Origin of the sequence: Paenibacillus sp. IITD108 (assembly GCF_036541265.1) — a bacterium.
Taxonomy (GTDB): domain Bacteria; phylum Bacillota; class Bacilli; order Paenibacillales; family Paenibacillaceae; genus Pristimantibacillus.
On sequence record NZ_JAZHCT010000011.1, the window covers coordinates 1 to 15,543 of the forward strand.

Below are 15,543 nucleotides of genomic sequence, written 5' to 3' on the forward strand. Positions count from 1 at the left end.
AGGAAAAGGGTCTGATGCTTTCATGCCGCCTTCAAATTCGTATGCAAAGTTGATTTCCTTCTTCTGACCATCTTCTAAAGAAAATGATTTGTATTTAGCTTCATCCTGCAGCGGTAATGATTTAATAATTTGGTTTATACGTTCATTGTCTTGTGAAAATGTTGTTCTATTATCAATAATATTTGTGAGAAGACTTTTTGTGTATCCTAACTTTGTCAAAAGCTTATTTTCGCTACTATCCTTATTGCAGGCGATTAATCCCCCTAATAGGCTGACGGTCAGCATAACTTTAAGCAGGGCAATCGCGCCGTTTCTCTTTTTCTTTGCAGAAATGATATTTGCAAATTTGTTTTTCATAGTTTTTCCCCCTTATCATTCGGATGCGGCGAATAATTCTGCCTGGGTATAAAACAATTAGATCCACATCTATAGTTGTGGATCTAGTTTATCTGGTTCTTTTGAGTGATAAGGAAATTATTCATAAACTTGCTCGCTTACTGTAATCCCATCAAACTTTTCCTTCATTCAGTAATCGCGCGCTGCGTCAAACCAGCGTTGAGCCATCTCTGCCGGTATAGGCTGGCCGATCAGATGGTCAGACTGGCCTAGCTGCCATACCGCCTCGCCCAGATCTTCACGTTCAGTAGTCTCGATGCCTTTGATCGTATTGAAGCGCACAGTAAAGGCAGTAATGGCTGCTTCTGCATCAGCAAAGCTGCGAGCCTGGGCCAAGGCTGCCTGTGCAGTATCATAGGCTTCGTTAGCCAGCTTGGCTAGACGTTTGGGCCAAGATGAAAACGGGCGGCCGAACTCATTCGTCCACCACTCAGGCTTGCGCAGTTGGCTCACTGAAGTATAATTGGTCCACGGGCGGGTGCTGGCCCGTGCTTTTATTTGCTGCCGCAAGCGCTTGCCAGTGATTTCCTCCACGTTGAAGGCGATAAATCGGTCAAGCAGCGGCCATGCAGCCAAGGAAGGCAAGTCACCCAGATCAGGAATGAAGCGCAGCTCCAGATTTGTTAGCTGGGTCTGGTCAGCCAGCATGTCAAAGTCGCAGAAGTTGCCCCACAAACTCAGTGATGTCAGGTTTGTGAAACGACTTAGGCACTCCAGCGAGATAGGCTGTGCCTGCGGTTCGTTCTGGAGTGTCAAATTTGAAACTTGATGCAGCTCACCTAAGTCAGGCAGCAGAAAGGGAACACCGTTATTGCGTCGGCTGGTGCTTGGGGCAAGTGTGAGAGAATACGGCATATCGCCAGCGGCCGAGAAGAGTGACAGATCACCTGACACACTCAGGCGAGAATAATTAGGGAGCTGCCGCTTCGGAAGCTTTAGGTGGAACCGTTTGTCGGACTGGTCCAGCTTGATATGCAAGTTATACAATTTGGACTGGCTGGCGTCCGCTACGGTATCCTCAGACAGGACCGGAACCCACGTCATTTCTTCAATGGGGCGATTCCGAGCCCAGTCGAGGAGGCTGGTGTCACCGCCTGTGTAGTACAGAAATCGTGGCCAGGGTGAGCCGGCCGGCGTGGCAAAGGCCTCAAATACAGTCCAATCGATATTTATATGAGGTTCAACGTGCAGGTCTGCCTTCTTGCCCAATTGTAACGGTCCAATGGAAAGGCTCCCTACGCCGGGCTTAATGACAAGCGTATGGCTGTAAAGGCCTGTCAGGTCGATGGAATATCGGCCACTTTCACTAATCGAACCAACAGGTGGATGAGATTGGTTACTATTTGGCATTTCTTTCATCCTTTCTTATTAAAACAGGGAGTAAAATGGATACCTATGGCTGTTCTTTTTATATTCATGTACCAATTTTACCAATTGTTGATACTTGATGTAAAAGAGGATTTCGTCCTATTTTTTACATTTCGCCCGTTAGTTTGCCCCTCTTAAATCAAGATCATCGACAGGATATATGGATGAAATAACTGCTAGAATCAAATTTGAAAAAGTGTAAAATTGAATTCTATTGTTCGGTCAATATAATCGGTCCATCCGCAGTAATAGCGATTGTATGCTCGTACTGTGCGGAAAGCGAGCCATCAGCGGTTCTGGCGGTCCATCCGTCGGCATCTATAGTCATTAACGCTTTTCCAGCATTTAGCATCGGCTCGATCGTAAAAACCATCCCTTCCTTCAAACGGAATCCTTTTCCGGGTTTACCAACATGGGGATAATTAGGTTCCTCGTGCATCTTCCTTCCTACTCCATGACCAAGCAGATCTCGCACTACCGAGAATCCGTTTCGCTCAGCATGGGTTTGGACCGCATGCATCACATCGCCGATCCGGTTTCCAACGACAGCTTTTTCGATACCAAGATACAAGCATTCCTTCGTTACCCGCATCAGATTACGTGCTTCTTCCGATACCTCGCCGACTTCATAACACCATGCTGAATCACCGATCCAGCCATCCGCTTCCGCGACGATGTCGATTTTGACGATGTCGCCTTCCTTGAGCGGCTTTCGGCTTGGGAAACCGTGTGCAATGACGTCGTTGACAGACGCACATGTTGCATATGGATACCCGTTGTAGCCTATCGTATAAGCCTTTGCGCCATTTTCCTTCAGGAACCGCACCGCGAATGTCTCGATATCGAGCGTTGTAACACCCGGTCGGATCATACCAGCGATTGATTGATGAAAGCAGCGACAATCTGGCCGGCTTTTTTCATTTCTTCAATTTCTGATTTCGTTTTCAGAATGACCATTCTATTTATCTCTCCTTTGATTGTATGCCTGTAAAAATCATATTGACGATCCCTTCCACATCCATTTCAATTCGCATATTGTGGTGAATGTTCAATGCTGTGTAGCCGACAAGCGAGCCAAATATCAAATTTGCTGTTTTCTCTGGCGATTTGGAATCGATTTCTTCGCGAATCATTTCCACAAATGGCAAATAGATCCGTTTCTGAAAATCGCCAAATAACTTATTGAACCGATTTCCCGGGAAGTGAAGAAAATTATCCGCAATCGTTTTAATCAAAATAAATACGGAAGGATCCTGGATGCACTTGGACAGGAGCAGCCTGGAGAACGACTCGGCTTTTAGCAAACTGCCACTGTCCCCTGTCAAAGCGGGCAGTACTGCCGACTCCATTTGATTCAGAGCATCCCAAAGCATATCTTCCAAAAGCATATGCTTATTTTTATAGTAATGATACACGGTTCCGTAGCCGAGCTCTGCCTTAGCCGCAACATCGCGTATTTCCAATTGAATCCCCTTCTCCAAATATACTTCCGCAGCTGCTTGCATAATTTGGTTCATTCGCATTTCTCGGATCGCGTCGTTTTGTTCTTTAGTGCGTGGTGACATAGCTCCTCCTTTTTAGACCTGCTGTAATGTCAATCAAAAATAATATATAACATTTGGTAGTATGGATCAAGTGTTTCGATTCAATTGTTCGTTGACAAAATAACAAAGCTAATGGCATCCCGGCCATTAGCCCCTTCCTTTTATTTACCCAGTTTTTTCAGAATGTCGCGGTTGAATGCCTCACGCCAGTTTTCCGTGTATGTGTTGGCGCTGCGTAAAAGCTCATCGCAGAACGCGGCCACATCCTCGCCAGTAATCTCCAAAACATGCTTGCCGTCCGCCGCGCCAGTCTCAAACAGATCGATCAAGCCGTAGTGGATTTGCATCATGTCATATCCGGATCCCGCCGCGAACTTCCACATATGCCCTTGAATTTTCTTGAATACGTATTGATAGTCTTTCGGCAGGGCTTCCACTCTCGCCATCTGTTGCTTATATTCACGCTTGCTCTCCAGCATTTTTTTGATATTCAAATAATTATCGAAGAACTCAGACATTGGATTCATCCTCTCTTAAATGATTCATTTTCGATGCAACGAATTCCCACTTTTTCCAGAAACGTCGCAATTCTTCGTGCCCCGCGTCGTTAAGCGTGAAAAAGTTTCGTGCTGGCCCCTTATCGGATGGCTTTTTGACGACATGTACCAGCTTGTTTTTTTCAAGCCTTAGCAGTATGGTATATACCGTTCCTTCTACCACATCGGTAAAGCCGAGGGCGTTCAGCTGCCGCGTAATATCATAGCCGTAGGTTTCTTTGCGGCTTATTATTTCAAGTACGCAACCTTCAAGCACGCCTTTGAGCATTTCTGTCAGGTTTTCCAGGACAATCGCTCCTTATCTATTTTGTATGACTGATATGCAGTATTACTTACTACCACTATATAGTAACACTGAATAGGTGATTTATCAAACACGAATTTTACATTTTCATCTAACCTGCCCGCAAGCGTAAAGACATCGTTGGTGCGGTCATCCATGACCGTTAGAACCCATAAACAGTCTTTTTGTTGTATTAGCGGACACTTATGACCATTAGAAGAAAACTCCGTCGAATTCTCTATCTTTTTTCCCGATAACGGATATTTCTGTCCGCTAGAAAATTGGAGTTGGCGAAAAATGAGCGCTAACGGTCATTAGTGTCCTCATTATTTGGAATAATTTGAGATACTGAGCCATGAAAGTGATCCTTTACTGCTTAACAATTCTTCGCTTCCCATCTTTAGCTTCACTGATTGTATAAGTTCCTCCAGCTATGGTTGCCAGACTTCCCAAACGTTACCGTCAGGATCTGCGAAAGTTATGTTAGGTCCGCTTGTCATCCTTTCTCCTAAAATATTCACTCCGTTTTTCTTAAAACGTTCAAATAGCTCCTCGATTCGCGGAGAAATGAAACATGCTATTGCGTGGGGTTTTCCGTTGTCTAATGACCATGAAAATCGCAGGCGACCGCCTTCTTCATCCGATTTGTGAAGGAACAAAGCGGGTACGACTTGCCTTAAACCAGGTGAAGGCAGATTTCCATTCCGATCGGGAAAATTCAAAACAGCCGTCTCCATCCCGGGTTTAACACGGTCGTTGTTTGCAGGTTGATATCCCAAATTTTTTTGATACCACTTAATAGACTTATAAACATCATTTACTGGTACATAAATACAAGTTAATCCCGTAAGGTCTTCTAGTCTTTCTTCTGCTTTGATTTCCTCATTTGCCTGCATATCCTTTTCCTCCCTCACAATAACTTAGTTATTCCTAATTTTACCACAAATACAGACAGATAATTTATCATTTTTATAGTGCTAATGGAACCGCTGAAAGCCGCTCCGTTTAAACTACCATAATAATTATCTGACGCTTGCAAGAAAGGATTGCTGCTACAATTGTCGAATAATAAAGGTAGCAATCGCTCCGATATAACCCCTAACACTAACGTACTGAAGGAGGAGCATATTCCTTGCAAAAACTCGCTGAAATACTTGATGCTGAACGAAACCGCTTATTTATAGGTAGAAAATCGGAGCTTGACCTGGTACAAGAGTGGCTGAAGCGTGTGCAGGCCCCCACTGAAGTACTGTTCCTTTCCGGTATAGGGGGAGTGGGAAAATCTGCGTTAATGCTTCAATTTATTAGCCTAGCGCATCAGGAAGCCGTACATACAATTTGGCTCGATGGCCGAACTTGTACGGATTCCCCTGCCGGCTTTATACAAGCTCTGTATCATTCTTATTTATCTCATCCGCAAGACAATCATACATTCAACTCCTTCAAGGAGCTTGTAACTGCTATAGCGGCAAGGAAGACAGTATTGTGCATCGATAATTACGAAGCCATACAGCGAATCGACGGCTGGCTTCGCGAAGTATTCCTGTCTAGCTTTCCTGCAGCGAACCTGCTCGTGGTGGTTGCAGGTAGACAGGACTTATCGGTTGGATGGATAAACGATCTGGCGTGGAGCAGCCGCTGCAGAAGTGTTCGTCTTGAACCCTTTTCTCATATAGAAGCGCTGCAATACTTGAGACAAAGAGGCTGGAATAATACGAATGAAATGAATCAGCTGGTTAGCCAGTCTCGTGGACTGCCTTTGGCGATGGTTCTCTTTGCCGAGCGCTTGTGGAGTCCAGAAAGACAAACAGGTTCGTCCGCCTGGCCGGTACCGATGCAGATCAGTGCAGGCATGTTGCGTGAATCCGCTTCAGATGAGTTTAAAGATCTTATCGATATATTGTGCATTGTCCCCCATGCGACACCTGAGTGGCTGGGAAGATTTCTTGGCGCTCCGTTGACTTCGGCGGGGCTTCAGCGGATCTGTCAACTTTCCTTTATCAGGCCAGCAGCTGCTGGTGGAATTGCTCTGCATGAAGTTGCGCGAACCTTTCTGGTTCAGGACTTTCGGCTTCGCGAGCCTGATCGTTATAAGGCGTTGTGGCACCGTATTATAAAAAAGCTCGCGATAGAACTAAAGCAAGCAACCAATCATGAGCAGAGACGAATCGCTTCCGTTATGCTATCGACCTGTCAGGATATGTATCATATCCATTCCATTTCGGTATTGATGAGCCATAATCAGAATTCGATGTATATGGAATCTTTTCAGCCCTTTGATCTGCCCCATTTGCATCAAATGATGAAGGAAGAGTCGCAATACTCCTTTTCAGTCGAAATCGATCATGCTATTATGGATCTCTTATCTGCACATTTTCCGAATGGTATTCGCGTGTACCGCAATTCAGAAGGGAAACCGCTGGCTTTTACTGCTGGGCTGCTGTTGTATAAACAGACCGTAGCGTTATTGGAACGACTTTTTCCCGGTTTGCTGGATACTATTTTTCCTAAGGAGATCAAACGGCTGCGACAAATGTCCATTGAGGAAGCCGACACTTATTATCATTTGCGTGCAAGCGCGTCGCCGAGCGACCCCATCCATACCTATCACGAATTGGTCGGTATCGTCACGAAAGAGCTGATTTTTCATAAATCCATTGGAATGCGCTATATCATAGTAACAGCATACGAGGAGACAAACGAGTCTTTGCAGAATGCCGGATTTCGGACTCGGGCGTTGCAGGATCAAATCAGAAACAACCTCTTTCAGGGCGCGAAGGTAGCTATTCATGAACAGGATTGGCGCGGCACAAGCTTTGTTGATCAAATTCTTGATCTGATTCATTTTGCTCCTGACTATGAAAGTAAAATTGAAAATTTCGAGCTGACGGAAAAAGAGGTTAAAGCGGCGATTTCTTTAATCAACGATCCTGAGTCGTTGTCTCAGACAGAGCTAGCAGGAAAGCTATCTTGTACAGGGTTAAAATTACAGCAAAAATTGCAAAGGATATTTTTACACCCCCTTCCTTTTCCGCTTAATGAGAACAATCTTGCCTTGCTTAAACAATATGCCGAGGCACCGCAGCTTACTGTGGATGCGGCCGCTGCTCAGTTGCATATGAGCCGAGCCACTTACTACCGTATCCGAAAGGAAACGCTGCTTAATTTGAGGGATGTACTTACCAGAAATGCAAATTGACGCTGATAACTTTCATATTTCGACATAAAGGTACATAAAAAAGGTGAGGAACATCATTTTCATGTCCTCACCTCTTATTTAAAAAGGTACTTATAATATGCCGGGAATTCTCGTATTATTGAGTAAATATCTCTAAACTCAAAGATTTCGGCATGAGCGGAATAAACCTCTTCAATATCCATTTTTCTAAAAGCTAATTTTGTTCTAGATATATGGAAATATTGCGTAATAATCATAACGGAGTCAAATTTTAATTCATCCATAATCTTGCTGGTATTTTGGGCGGTCATATAGGAATTGTACCCATTATTATCCTCTATAATTTTATTTTCAGGTATCCCTTTATCTATTAAATAAGATCTCATAACCTTTGCTTCATCGAAGCCTTCCTTGCCAATACCACCACTTACAATGATAAAAGTATAATAACCCCCATCATAAAGTTCAACGGACTTATCTAATCTTGCTTTTAACCGCTCAGAAGGCTGTCCATTATCTTCTACTTTATTACCTAACACTATAGCTATGTCGACAGGTTTCAATTCATCATTCAACCCATCTATTACAATGAAAGCCGTGTGAATGATAAACCAGATAAACAGACTTGCAACTACTATTAATAATCGTTTAATAAAAATTAAGTTCAATCTCTCACCTGCCTCATTTACGGCATATTGCGTAAATTTCAATGATAGAATAATGTTAAATTAACCCCATTGTTTTCAATTCTCGATAAACTTCCTCTGTATTACAGTCTGGGTTCAGCATTTGTATTATTTCCGGAGTAATAGGAACACCCTCATAGACTTTTTCAACAACTTCTGCTGGCAGCGCAATATCAAAATAGTCTTTCGTCCATTGCACGAAATCTTCTGCTCTCTGGTGAATCGCGCCTATTAAAAAATCCGAACCATCATTTGCTTCTTTCGGCATCTTAACTTTCCCCTTCTGCCAGCTTGAATCACTATTTTTACGCCATATACAAAAAGTCACATCTTCTTTTTCAATTCCTTCGTGTTCAAGTAGAGATGATAGTTCATTCGGAACGTTTTCAAAGATGCCAGGCCATACCATATGTTCGTCTTGTGCGTATGGGCTTAGTTGAGATTCATGATCGAATCCCTTGATAATGGAGCCTTCAGCGGAAAATAACATAATAAGATGATCTCCTGCCCCATTGTCTATTTTTGCCATACAAACTCCTTCATCCCATTTCTGAATAAAACTGTGATAACGAAGCCACTCCGTTTCACAAAGAATCGTATTTAGAACTGCTTGAACGATCATTATTTTTTTAAACCTTCCGGATCTGGTAATTTTTCTAACACATTCATAATCTTATACACCGCCTTTTTTCATACACCCTTTTAACTCATCATTATAGCTGGACATCAGTATGTTTAGAAATTTATGAATTACCACTGTTATTTCTCCCAAAGCTCGATCAGTCGGCCTTCTGAATCTTCAATCCATATAAACTTCTATGTACTTGGAAATTTAACATCACCAGTTGATCTGTTGGAAAATAACTATCATTTTCGGTTTGTATTTAACTCCTGTCTATCATCAAATTTTTACCCACAGCCGGCCGATACTGTACCTTCCGATTTAAGCCCAACGGTATGATAACTTCCAGCCTTGTGGTAACATTAGGCCGTCCTTAGCTTACTCTCTACGTTGAAAATGTACTAAGTAAAGACGGCCAAACGGAAATTTTTTCTCTGCAGGATGGACATAATGTATCCCCCGCTAAATAATGCAGTTGTTCAGCCAATGTTCGATCACTGATCAATGCAGCCCGCTCCGCCAATGTTCGTATTTCTTCATCAGCAAATGATGCTACCGGGTTAATCTTTTGAGGTTCTTGATCCGAATTGAAGACGGGATCGTCTTCGTAGGCTTGAAGAATTCCTTCCTGGTCTTCCTTAGGCCATATGTAAACATCTTCCTCGCAAGCGGGACACACGGCCACATACTCATCGCCATTACTAAACGTCATCAGCATGTTGGCCGGGATATATGAGCCCCGATAAGCAGCATCGGCAATAAGCATATAACGCTTTTCTATCTCGTCAATGGATTGTTGGGCTGCATATGCAAATACTTCTTTTGTAAGCGCCCTGAGCTTACCAATTGCATCCACATATTCACGATACAAATCTGTACAAAGTGCGCTGCCTGCATCATCAGCTAGTGTAGCCCAAGAAGCGGGGAATGGTGCTTCATCCCGCTCATCGCGACTAGCCTCAATGATGCCGCAATTGATATATAGCTCTTTACGCACTTCCTCATCAGTAGTAGAGCATGCTAACTGCGCCAAAAACGGCATAGCTGCGAAAGTAGCCGTATATATCGTATTTTGATGAAATAAATATTCCTGAAAGAGCTCGTCAAATACCTCCTGACTATATTCCTTCGCTAGTTGCTGCAGTAACACAGGTACATTGTCTGCAGGACCGTATGGTCCTGTCAGCTTTCCCCATACGTCGTTATTCCAATTTAGCAAGTTTTCACTCCATTCCTATTGTTAACTTTTTTTCAGTATAGCATGAAAAAGCAAGGCTGTAATATCCTGAATGCAACAGTGTCTCTCGTTATGATCAGAATAATAAAAAATGGCCTTGGATGACAAGACCATTTTTTTAATGAGTTACTGTTTGTTTGAAATAACACTATCAAGAAACCTATCAGCGTCACTATTAAATTTCCAGGAAACCCCAAACTTATCAACCAGCATTCCAAAGCACGAAGACCAAGGAGTATTAGATAACGGCATCATAATCTTGCCGCCAACAGATAAATGATTAAAGTATTTTTCCAGTGTTTGTTTATCATCAATAACTAGACTAATAAGTACGTTATTTCCTTTTACCAGTTCGCCTGTAACCACCTTCATGGAAGGTAAAATATCCGACATCATCATTTTCCCGCCTGGAAAATCTATTGAAGACTCCATAATCATATTTAATTCATTTTCTGGGAATGGATAATTTGGATCCTGCGGAAAATCACTGAATTTCACTTTTTTTACTTTGTTCGCATTGAGCGCCTCCGAATAAAATTCAATTACTTGTTCATTAGAACGAGATGAAGCCAGTTATCAGCCGCAGCTAGTCGCTATTAAAGCGCTGATTTCGCCAAGTGTAAAAGATCAAATCATTGAAAGAAATTATAGAGCCTAGATCATATGTTGATGAATTTCGAAATTATTTACTTAAAATGGTGGGGAAATACTATTAGAAGGCTGTTCAAAAAGACAAAACAACCCAATTTGTGTTTAGGTTGTTTTGTTTACATTATATTGTAGAAAGAACATTCTTTAACTCATTACGAGCTACCTCATCTAGACTTTGTAGCGGTAATGGAAGATTCGGTTTATCGGTTAAACCTTGCATTTCTGCTATTGTAGCAACTACACGAAGACTGCCATACTTTTGAAACATTTTCCAAAGGGGTTCAAGGCGTGCGGATTGACTAACGGCAGATTCGGATAACCCATTAAGAGCAGCGCGTGCAATTCCTATACATATGTCAGGAAACAAACCACCAAGTACGGAGTACCATGCATCGCATCCAGCATTTAAGCCTGCTGCAGCATATGGATCTCCGCTAATCCCTATAGTTACATCATTAGGAATATGCTCACGCAACTGTTTCACTCTCTCTTTGGCCATTTCTAATTCCTTGGGTACTCCGGGAATCTTAATTGAACGGACTTGTTGTAACTGTGCGATTTTCCCATGCAATTCATCACTGAATCGAAAGTGAGTTGTACTTGGATTATCATAAACGCACAGCGGTACAGAAAGTGATTGCGTCACCGTTTCATATAGCGTATAGACCTCGACATCTGTTAATTGCTGATAGGAAACCGGCGCAAGAAGAACACCGCTCGCCCCTGCTCTTTGAGCATCTTCTGCCAATCGGAGTACATCACGAGTTCGCAAAGCACTAATTCCAATCATGACAGGGATTCCCTCTGCATGTTCAACTGCATGTTGAGTAACACGTAAACGTTCTTCTTGACTGAGATACACATAACAACCGGTCGAGCCTAATACTCCGATCGAATCTACTTTTGCTGAGGTCAAACGTTTTAACAACCTTATAAAAGCTGCTGTATCTACTCCGGTCTCGTTCATAGGCGTTAAAGGAAATGCAGATAGCCCTTTAAACATTAGAACCACACCTCCTTCCAGTTACTTAATGCTTATTATAGTAGATCCCCACTCCAAAAGTTATATAATTGTTTTGATCATTATTAAATCTATTTGTTTTTCCTCCCCCATCAAAAAGTATGGGCACCGGTTTGAACAAACCCTAACTTTTTATAAAAGGCAATAACTCAGTTTGCATAGCTTTATTAAATAGAAATTTACCAAGCCCATGTTTTTGAAATTTGGTCTTTATATAAATTCTCTCGATCTCAAGGTATTCACCACCCCTTGCTTCAGACTGAGCAGCATTGATGTTTACCTTTCGCGACCAGGATTGCTTCTGAATCGCCATTTTCTTCTTTTTTCAAATCATGTTTACTTTGGTTTTCCTATAAGTTTTGCAATATCTGCCGTATATTTAGTTAATCTAATCGACATTTCTGTACGCAACGTTTCGCGGACAATCCCAAACTTTTCTTCATATCCGCGGCAAATATAGCGGTAATACAGAATACCATCATTGGTTTCTTCTTCAGATACCCTGATGTTACGGTTTTTAAGCTCTCGTTTTAAAGCGTAATAATCATCTGAAATCCTGAACATGATAACTTCTAGGCATCGAATGACAACTCCCTTCAATGTTATTTTAGCAAATCCTATATCCTCTATTGATTTCTGGGTCATCGTTATTAAGTGAGGAAACAGAATAATATCTCTTATCATCTCTAATTCCTCTGGAGTTGGTCTGCCCGCAGGATTAACATCATTCCGCTGATCATATTGCTCCTGATGCTCGGTCAAAAGCATTTTTCCGCCCCAACGATTGTTCCCATCCAGTTTGCTCATTTATAGTGGCCTCCAATCTGCCCGGCCCTTTCCCTTGCGACGCCAGCCTCAAGTAAGGACGATGCCCGCATGATCGCCACATCGCCAAAACGGTCTTTTATAGCGTCCGTAGCTCTCTCTAGATCGAATATTTTTGCGCGATTTTCAAATAAGTCCTGCTGCTGCACCTTATCGCTCGAGAGTTGTGTCAGGGCTATTGCAATGTGGCTCACTGGGAGCCCCTGCCAGTATTTATTAAATAAATGTAATACAGCGGCTGATAATTCATGTGTAAGTGATGTTGGGTTGAGAAGCGTCATTTGCCTGTTAAAAACGTTCGCTCGCCTCCTATCTGTTTCGCCTATCCCCAATGAGACGACGCGCCCCACTACCCCCATTCTGCGAGCTCGCCGACATACCTCTACACAAAGCTCTAGCAGCACGACCTCGATATCAGCTTTATTGGTATAAAGAGATGCTCTAAGTGTTTTACCGTGACTCACTGACTTGAGCGCTCCCCTGATAGATGGCACGACTGGACTTGGATCTATACCGCGAGCGGTCTGCCAATAATATTCTGCTTGAATATCACTCTGCTTTCCCATTATCCGACGCATTAACTGCTTAAATGCAGTAAGCTCCATTCGGGCAATGTCACCAATAGTATTAATACCGCGCATGGCGAATCGCTGAGTCATCCTGCTTGCAACCATAAACATTTTGTTTACGGGTAAAGGCCACAAATCGCATTCGATGTTTCGCTGATCCAATCGAAAAATGCCTTCAGGCATTTTTTTGGCGAAATTGTCTGTCGCGGTTTTAGCAAGGATTTTTGTCGGTCCGATCCCCACCCTTGACCAAACGCCGGTTGATAACCTAATTCTATGCTGAATCTGACGTGCTATCTCTTCAGCCGAACCATATAAGCCAACTGATCCAGTTACATCAAGAAATTGCTCATCGATAGAATACGGTTCAACCAGATCGGTAAACGATTCGAATATTTTTGTAATAAACAAAGAAATGGTGACATATCTCTGCATTCGAGGCTTGATAACAATTAGCTCTGGGCATAATGCCAAAGCTTCCCCTACCCTGCTTGCCGTTGTCACTCCCCGATCCTTAGCAAGCGGACACGCAGCCAATATTATGCCACTGCGGCGCGTCGGATCACCAACCGCAACCGGTTTGTCACGATATTCTGGATGCGCTGCTTTTTCGATACTTGCGTAAAACGATTGTCCATCGACCAAAAGAATTGAGCGCTCAGGAGACATTACTAATCACCGGCTTTACGGATAATATTCCATCTAAACTAATTCGAATTGTCCGTTGACTGACTTGTTGCCGCCTATTCCGATAAATTATTTTGATACAACGCCCAATATATTTATCAATTGACATTCTCCATCCAACCCTTCGAACGTTTGTTCTTACTATCATAATACGAACAATTGTTCCCTTCAAGAAGAATTTTATTCCTTCTGTCAGTTAAAATTGAAGATGGTTTTCATGTGGAAGCTGGAATGAACATTAATGAATTTCAATAGTCGGAATTTGGTCAGAAACTGCAAGCTCAATCTGTTCAGATAACTTTTATTGATTAAAAAACAGCCCTCAAGGTAAATTGAGGGCTGTTTCAGCATTGTTCAAATCCAACTGAAGCTGTTCGTTCAGCTCCAACTGCTGCTTTAGTGTTTCTCCAATCTCCGGAGTTACTGCCTCTGTTACAGCAATTGCATAGTTGCGGACGCCGATCTTTGCGTACCCATAATAGATAGTCTCTCGTCTTTATGATTCCACTCTTGGTTTATCCGCTTGACAATTTGGTGATGAAACGAGTCCGAGCTGTGCTAATTTCGTTAAGTAATAACATTCCTCCCTCATCATATGATCTGGCATTAATGGGGTGATTCTATCTAACACCTCGGCTGTAAATTCCATTTCCTCTAATTCATTTAAGAAAGCAACGAATAATTTCATTTCTATATCTACTTCCTTATGAAGCCTTTGGAATGCTGGAAAATCTTTCAGATTTGTTCTCATATAGCCTGCCATTTCAATGCTCTTCATATATAGCTGCTCAAAATGCTTTTTGAACTTTGTGCTGCGTTTGATTAAAGAGCTCTCTACGCTGTCGAGATCACTTGCTATTGCTGCTGCGTGGCCCACAGCATCAGGCAGCCAAAGAAAATCGTGATGTAATGCATCAAAAGTAGGTACAGGTTTTCCTGCAACTAACTCGTTTAAAATACGTAAATATTCCTCAAGCTCATTGACCATATGATTAATAAAGGTAGGTGTTAATCCTATTTTAACTTTTCCGAGTATTGCTCTGCTTAATAAATCAAGTTTAAACGCTCTAAAATTCATTGTCAGATTATAAGCTTGTGCAGAGAGTGGTTCTGTCTCTAATTCAGAAGTAATACTTCTAGCGCTTTCAAGCAATTGGTCGTATGCCTCAATGTATGAGCTTGCGATTTGAATGTCTTGTTGCTCCACTGGTGACAGGGTATTAAGAATAAACCTTGCATGATCCCCTAAAATTTGAAGCCAAAATCGATGCTCATATAATGCAGATTGAATGATACCACCCACCTCTTTTCGTGCAAATATTTCTTTTAGGTTAGGTTTTAGAATATTTTTTGTTGCTGACGATCCGATTTAATCATTTCAACCGCTTCTCTAAAACGTTGTGAATGAACGACCTCGCGTTCACGTAAAAATTTCAAGCTATCCTGCAGGTCAACATCATCTGTCATATCGATTAGCCACTGATAAGTCGCCCTCGCCTTCTCCTCTGCTGCTATATCCTCGTACAAATCTGCTATTGGATCGCCCTTTGCTTGAATGTAAGTTGCTGTCCAAGGTACGCCTGAAGCGTTTTGATAAAATAAAGCATGATCATGAGCTGCATAATGATCGCCCAGTCCAGCTGCTTTCAGTTGATCCGGGGTTGCATCCTTCGTTAGTTTGTAAATCATAGTTGCTATCATTTCCAAGTGGGCGAATTCTTCCGTTCCTATATCTGTCAGCAAGCCAATAACCTTATCTGGAATTGAGTAGCGCTGATTCAAGTAACGCAGGGCAGCAGCTAATTCCCCATCGGCTCCTCCGTACTGCTCCATCAGAAACTTCGCCATCATCGGATCGCATTTACTTACCCTTACCGGATATTGCAGCTTCTTTTCATACACCCACATTTAACGAAATT

General features: G+C 42.4%; 17 protein-coding genes and 4 pseudogenes. 2 read left to right on the forward strand and 19 right to left on the reverse strand.

The genetic code is table 11. From position 1 onward, the window contains the following. The 7 genes and pseudogenes from V1L65_RS11730 to V1L65_RS11760 form a co-directional block, all read right to left on the reverse strand. Positions 1-357, reverse strand: a 357-nt coding sequence (locus tag V1L65_RS11730; RefSeq protein WP_331699340.1) for a hypothetical protein, incomplete at its 3' end; no start/stop codon positions are given. Between the two features lie 168 nt (positions 358-525). Continuing rightward, positions 526-1,746 carry a hypothetical protein gene (locus V1L65_RS11735; RefSeq protein ID WP_331699483.1) on the reverse strand — a complete coding sequence of 407 codons (1,221 nt, stop codon included), beginning with the start codon at positions 1,744-1,746 and terminating at the stop codon, positions 526-528. 229 nt (positions 1,747-1,975) lie between these two features. Beyond that, positions 1,976-2,721 (reverse strand): annotated as a pseudogene (gene map, locus V1L65_RS11740) (type I methionyl aminopeptidase). A gap of 5 nt (positions 2,722-2,726) precedes the next feature. Continuing rightward, complete coding sequence (locus V1L65_RS11745; protein WP_331699341.1) at positions 2,727-3,329, reverse strand: TetR/AcrR family transcriptional regulator; 603 nt, start codon at positions 3,327-3,329, stop codon at positions 2,727-2,729. Positions 3,330-3,469: 140 nt separating this feature from the next. After that, positions 3,470-3,826, reverse strand: a complete 357-nt coding sequence (locus tag V1L65_RS11750; RefSeq protein ID WP_331699342.1) for a DUF1048 domain-containing protein — start codon at positions 3,824-3,826, stop codon at positions 3,470-3,472. Further along, complete coding sequence (locus tag V1L65_RS11755) at positions 3,819-4,151, reverse strand: PadR family transcriptional regulator (RefSeq protein ID WP_331699484.1); 333 nt, start codon at positions 4,149-4,151, stop codon at positions 3,819-3,821. Before V1L65_RS11755 ends, V1L65_RS11750 begins: the two co-directional genes overlap by 8 nt. Before the next feature lie 428 nt (positions 4,152-4,579). Beyond that, a complete protein-coding gene (locus tag V1L65_RS11760; protein ID WP_331699343.1) occupies positions 4,580-5,044 on the reverse strand; it encodes a VOC family protein in 465 nt (154 codons plus the stop codon). Between the two features lie 236 nt (positions 5,045-5,280). Between V1L65_RS11760 and V1L65_RS11765 the strand changes: the two genes are divergently transcribed. Further along, positions 5,281-7,347 carry an ATP-binding protein gene (locus V1L65_RS11765; RefSeq protein ID WP_331699344.1) on the forward strand — a complete coding sequence of 689 codons (2,067 nt, stop codon included), beginning with the start codon at positions 5,281-5,283 and terminating at the stop codon, positions 7,345-7,347. Positions 7,348-7,421: 74 nt separating this feature from the next. On the opposite strand, the gene V1L65_RS11770 is transcribed toward V1L65_RS11765, so the two are convergent. The 5 genes and pseudogenes from V1L65_RS11770 to V1L65_RS11790 all read right to left on the reverse strand — a co-directional run bounded on the left by V1L65_RS11770 (position 7,422) and on the right by V1L65_RS11790 (position 10,369). Continuing rightward, positions 7,422-8,036: a YdcF family protein gene (locus V1L65_RS11770; protein ID WP_331699345.1), complete on the reverse strand. Its 615-nt coding sequence runs from the start codon at positions 8,034-8,036 to the stop codon at positions 7,422-7,424. 13 nt (positions 8,037-8,049) lie between these two features. Continuing rightward, complete coding sequence (locus tag V1L65_RS11775) at positions 8,050-8,634, reverse strand: hypothetical protein (protein WP_331699346.1); 585 nt, start codon at positions 8,632-8,634, stop codon at positions 8,050-8,052. 137 nt (positions 8,635-8,771) lie between these two features. Then, positions 8,772-8,887, reverse strand: a pseudogene (locus V1L65_RS11780) (VOC family protein); the annotation flags it as partial. A gap of 132 nt (positions 8,888-9,019) precedes the next feature. Further along, positions 9,020-9,853, reverse strand: a complete 834-nt coding sequence (locus V1L65_RS11785; RefSeq protein ID WP_331699347.1) for a hypothetical protein — start codon at positions 9,851-9,853, stop codon at positions 9,020-9,022. A 144-nt stretch (positions 9,854-9,997) separates the two neighbouring features. Further along, a complete protein-coding gene (locus V1L65_RS11790) occupies positions 9,998-10,369 on the reverse strand; it encodes a VOC family protein (protein ID WP_331699348.1) in 372 nt (123 codons plus the stop codon). 58 nt (positions 10,370-10,427) lie between these two features. Here V1L65_RS11790 and V1L65_RS11795 point away from each other — a divergent pair. Further along, positions 10,428-10,587, forward strand: a pseudogene (locus tag V1L65_RS11795) (transcriptional regulator); the annotation flags it as partial. Positions 10,588-10,643: 56 nt separating this feature from the next. Here the strand turns inward: V1L65_RS11795 and V1L65_RS11800 are convergent. The 7 genes and pseudogenes from V1L65_RS11800 to V1L65_RS11830 form a co-directional block, all read right to left on the reverse strand. Further along, complete coding sequence (locus tag V1L65_RS11800) at positions 10,644-11,525, reverse strand: dihydrodipicolinate synthase family protein (protein ID WP_331699349.1); 882 nt, start codon at positions 11,523-11,525, stop codon at positions 10,644-10,646. Between the two features lie 60 nt (positions 11,526-11,585). Further along, positions 11,586-11,826, reverse strand: a pseudogene (locus V1L65_RS11805) (GNAT family N-acetyltransferase); the annotation flags it as partial. A gap of 53 nt (positions 11,827-11,879) precedes the next feature. After that, positions 11,880-12,350: a hypothetical protein gene (locus tag V1L65_RS11810; RefSeq protein WP_331699350.1), complete on the reverse strand. Its 471-nt coding sequence runs from the start codon at positions 12,348-12,350 to the stop codon at positions 11,880-11,882. Next, positions 12,347-13,606 (reverse strand): DNA polymerase IV, encoded by a 1,260-nt coding sequence (locus tag V1L65_RS11815; protein ID WP_331699351.1) that lies wholly within the window; start codon positions 13,604-13,606, stop codon positions 12,347-12,349. Before V1L65_RS11815 ends, V1L65_RS11810 begins: the two co-directional genes overlap by 4 nt. Positions 13,607-13,946: 340 nt before the next feature. After that, positions 13,947-14,108: a spore coat protein gene (locus V1L65_RS11820; protein ID WP_442955691.1), complete on the reverse strand. Its 162-nt coding sequence runs from the start codon at positions 14,106-14,108 to the stop codon at positions 13,947-13,949. A gap of 12 nt (positions 14,109-14,120) precedes the next feature. Beyond that, positions 14,121-14,918: a DUF2935 domain-containing protein gene (locus V1L65_RS11825; protein ID WP_331699485.1), complete on the reverse strand. Its 798-nt coding sequence runs from the start codon at positions 14,916-14,918 to the stop codon at positions 14,121-14,123. 44 nt (positions 14,919-14,962) lie between these two features. After that, positions 14,963-15,532: a manganese catalase family protein gene (locus V1L65_RS11830; protein WP_331699352.1), complete on the reverse strand. Its 570-nt coding sequence runs from the start codon at positions 15,530-15,532 to the stop codon at positions 14,963-14,965. Between the last annotated feature and the right edge of the window lie 11 nt (positions 15,533-15,543).

Excerpts from the sequence above, each read along its gene's own strand:
- V1L65_RS11760 (WP_331699343.1), bottom strand. The coding sequence starts at position 5,044 with ATGCAGGCAAATGAGGAAATCAAAGCAGAAGAAAGACTAGAAGACCTT.
- V1L65_RS11830 (WP_331699352.1), bottom strand. The coding sequence starts at position 15,532 with ATGTGGGTGTATGAAAAGAAGCTGCAATATCCGGTAAGGGTAAGTAAA.
- V1L65_RS11735 (WP_331699483.1), bottom strand. The coding sequence starts at position 1,746 with ATGCCAAATAGTAACCAATCTCATCCACCTGTTGGTTCGATTAGTGAA.
- V1L65_RS11815 (WP_331699351.1), bottom strand. The coding sequence starts at position 13,606 with ATGTCTCCTGAGCGCTCAATTCTTTTGGTCGATGGACAATCGTTTTAC.
- V1L65_RS11775 (WP_331699346.1), bottom strand. The coding sequence starts at position 8,634 with ATGATCGTTCAAGCAGTTCTAAATACGATTCTTTGTGAAACGGAGTGG.
- V1L65_RS11750 (WP_331699342.1), bottom strand. The coding sequence starts at position 3,826 with ATGTCTGAGTTCTTCGATAATTATTTGAATATCAAAAAAATGCTGGAG.
- V1L65_RS11800 (WP_331699349.1), bottom strand. The coding sequence starts at position 11,525 with ATGTTTAAAGGGCTATCTGCATTTCCTTTAACGCCTATGAACGAGACC.
- V1L65_RS11745 (WP_331699341.1), bottom strand. The coding sequence starts at position 3,329 with ATGTCACCACGCACTAAAGAACAAAACGACGCGATCCGAGAAATGCGA.
- V1L65_RS11810 (WP_331699350.1), bottom strand. The coding sequence starts at position 12,350 with ATGAGCAAACTGGATGGGAACAATCGTTGGGGCGGAAAAATGCTTTTG.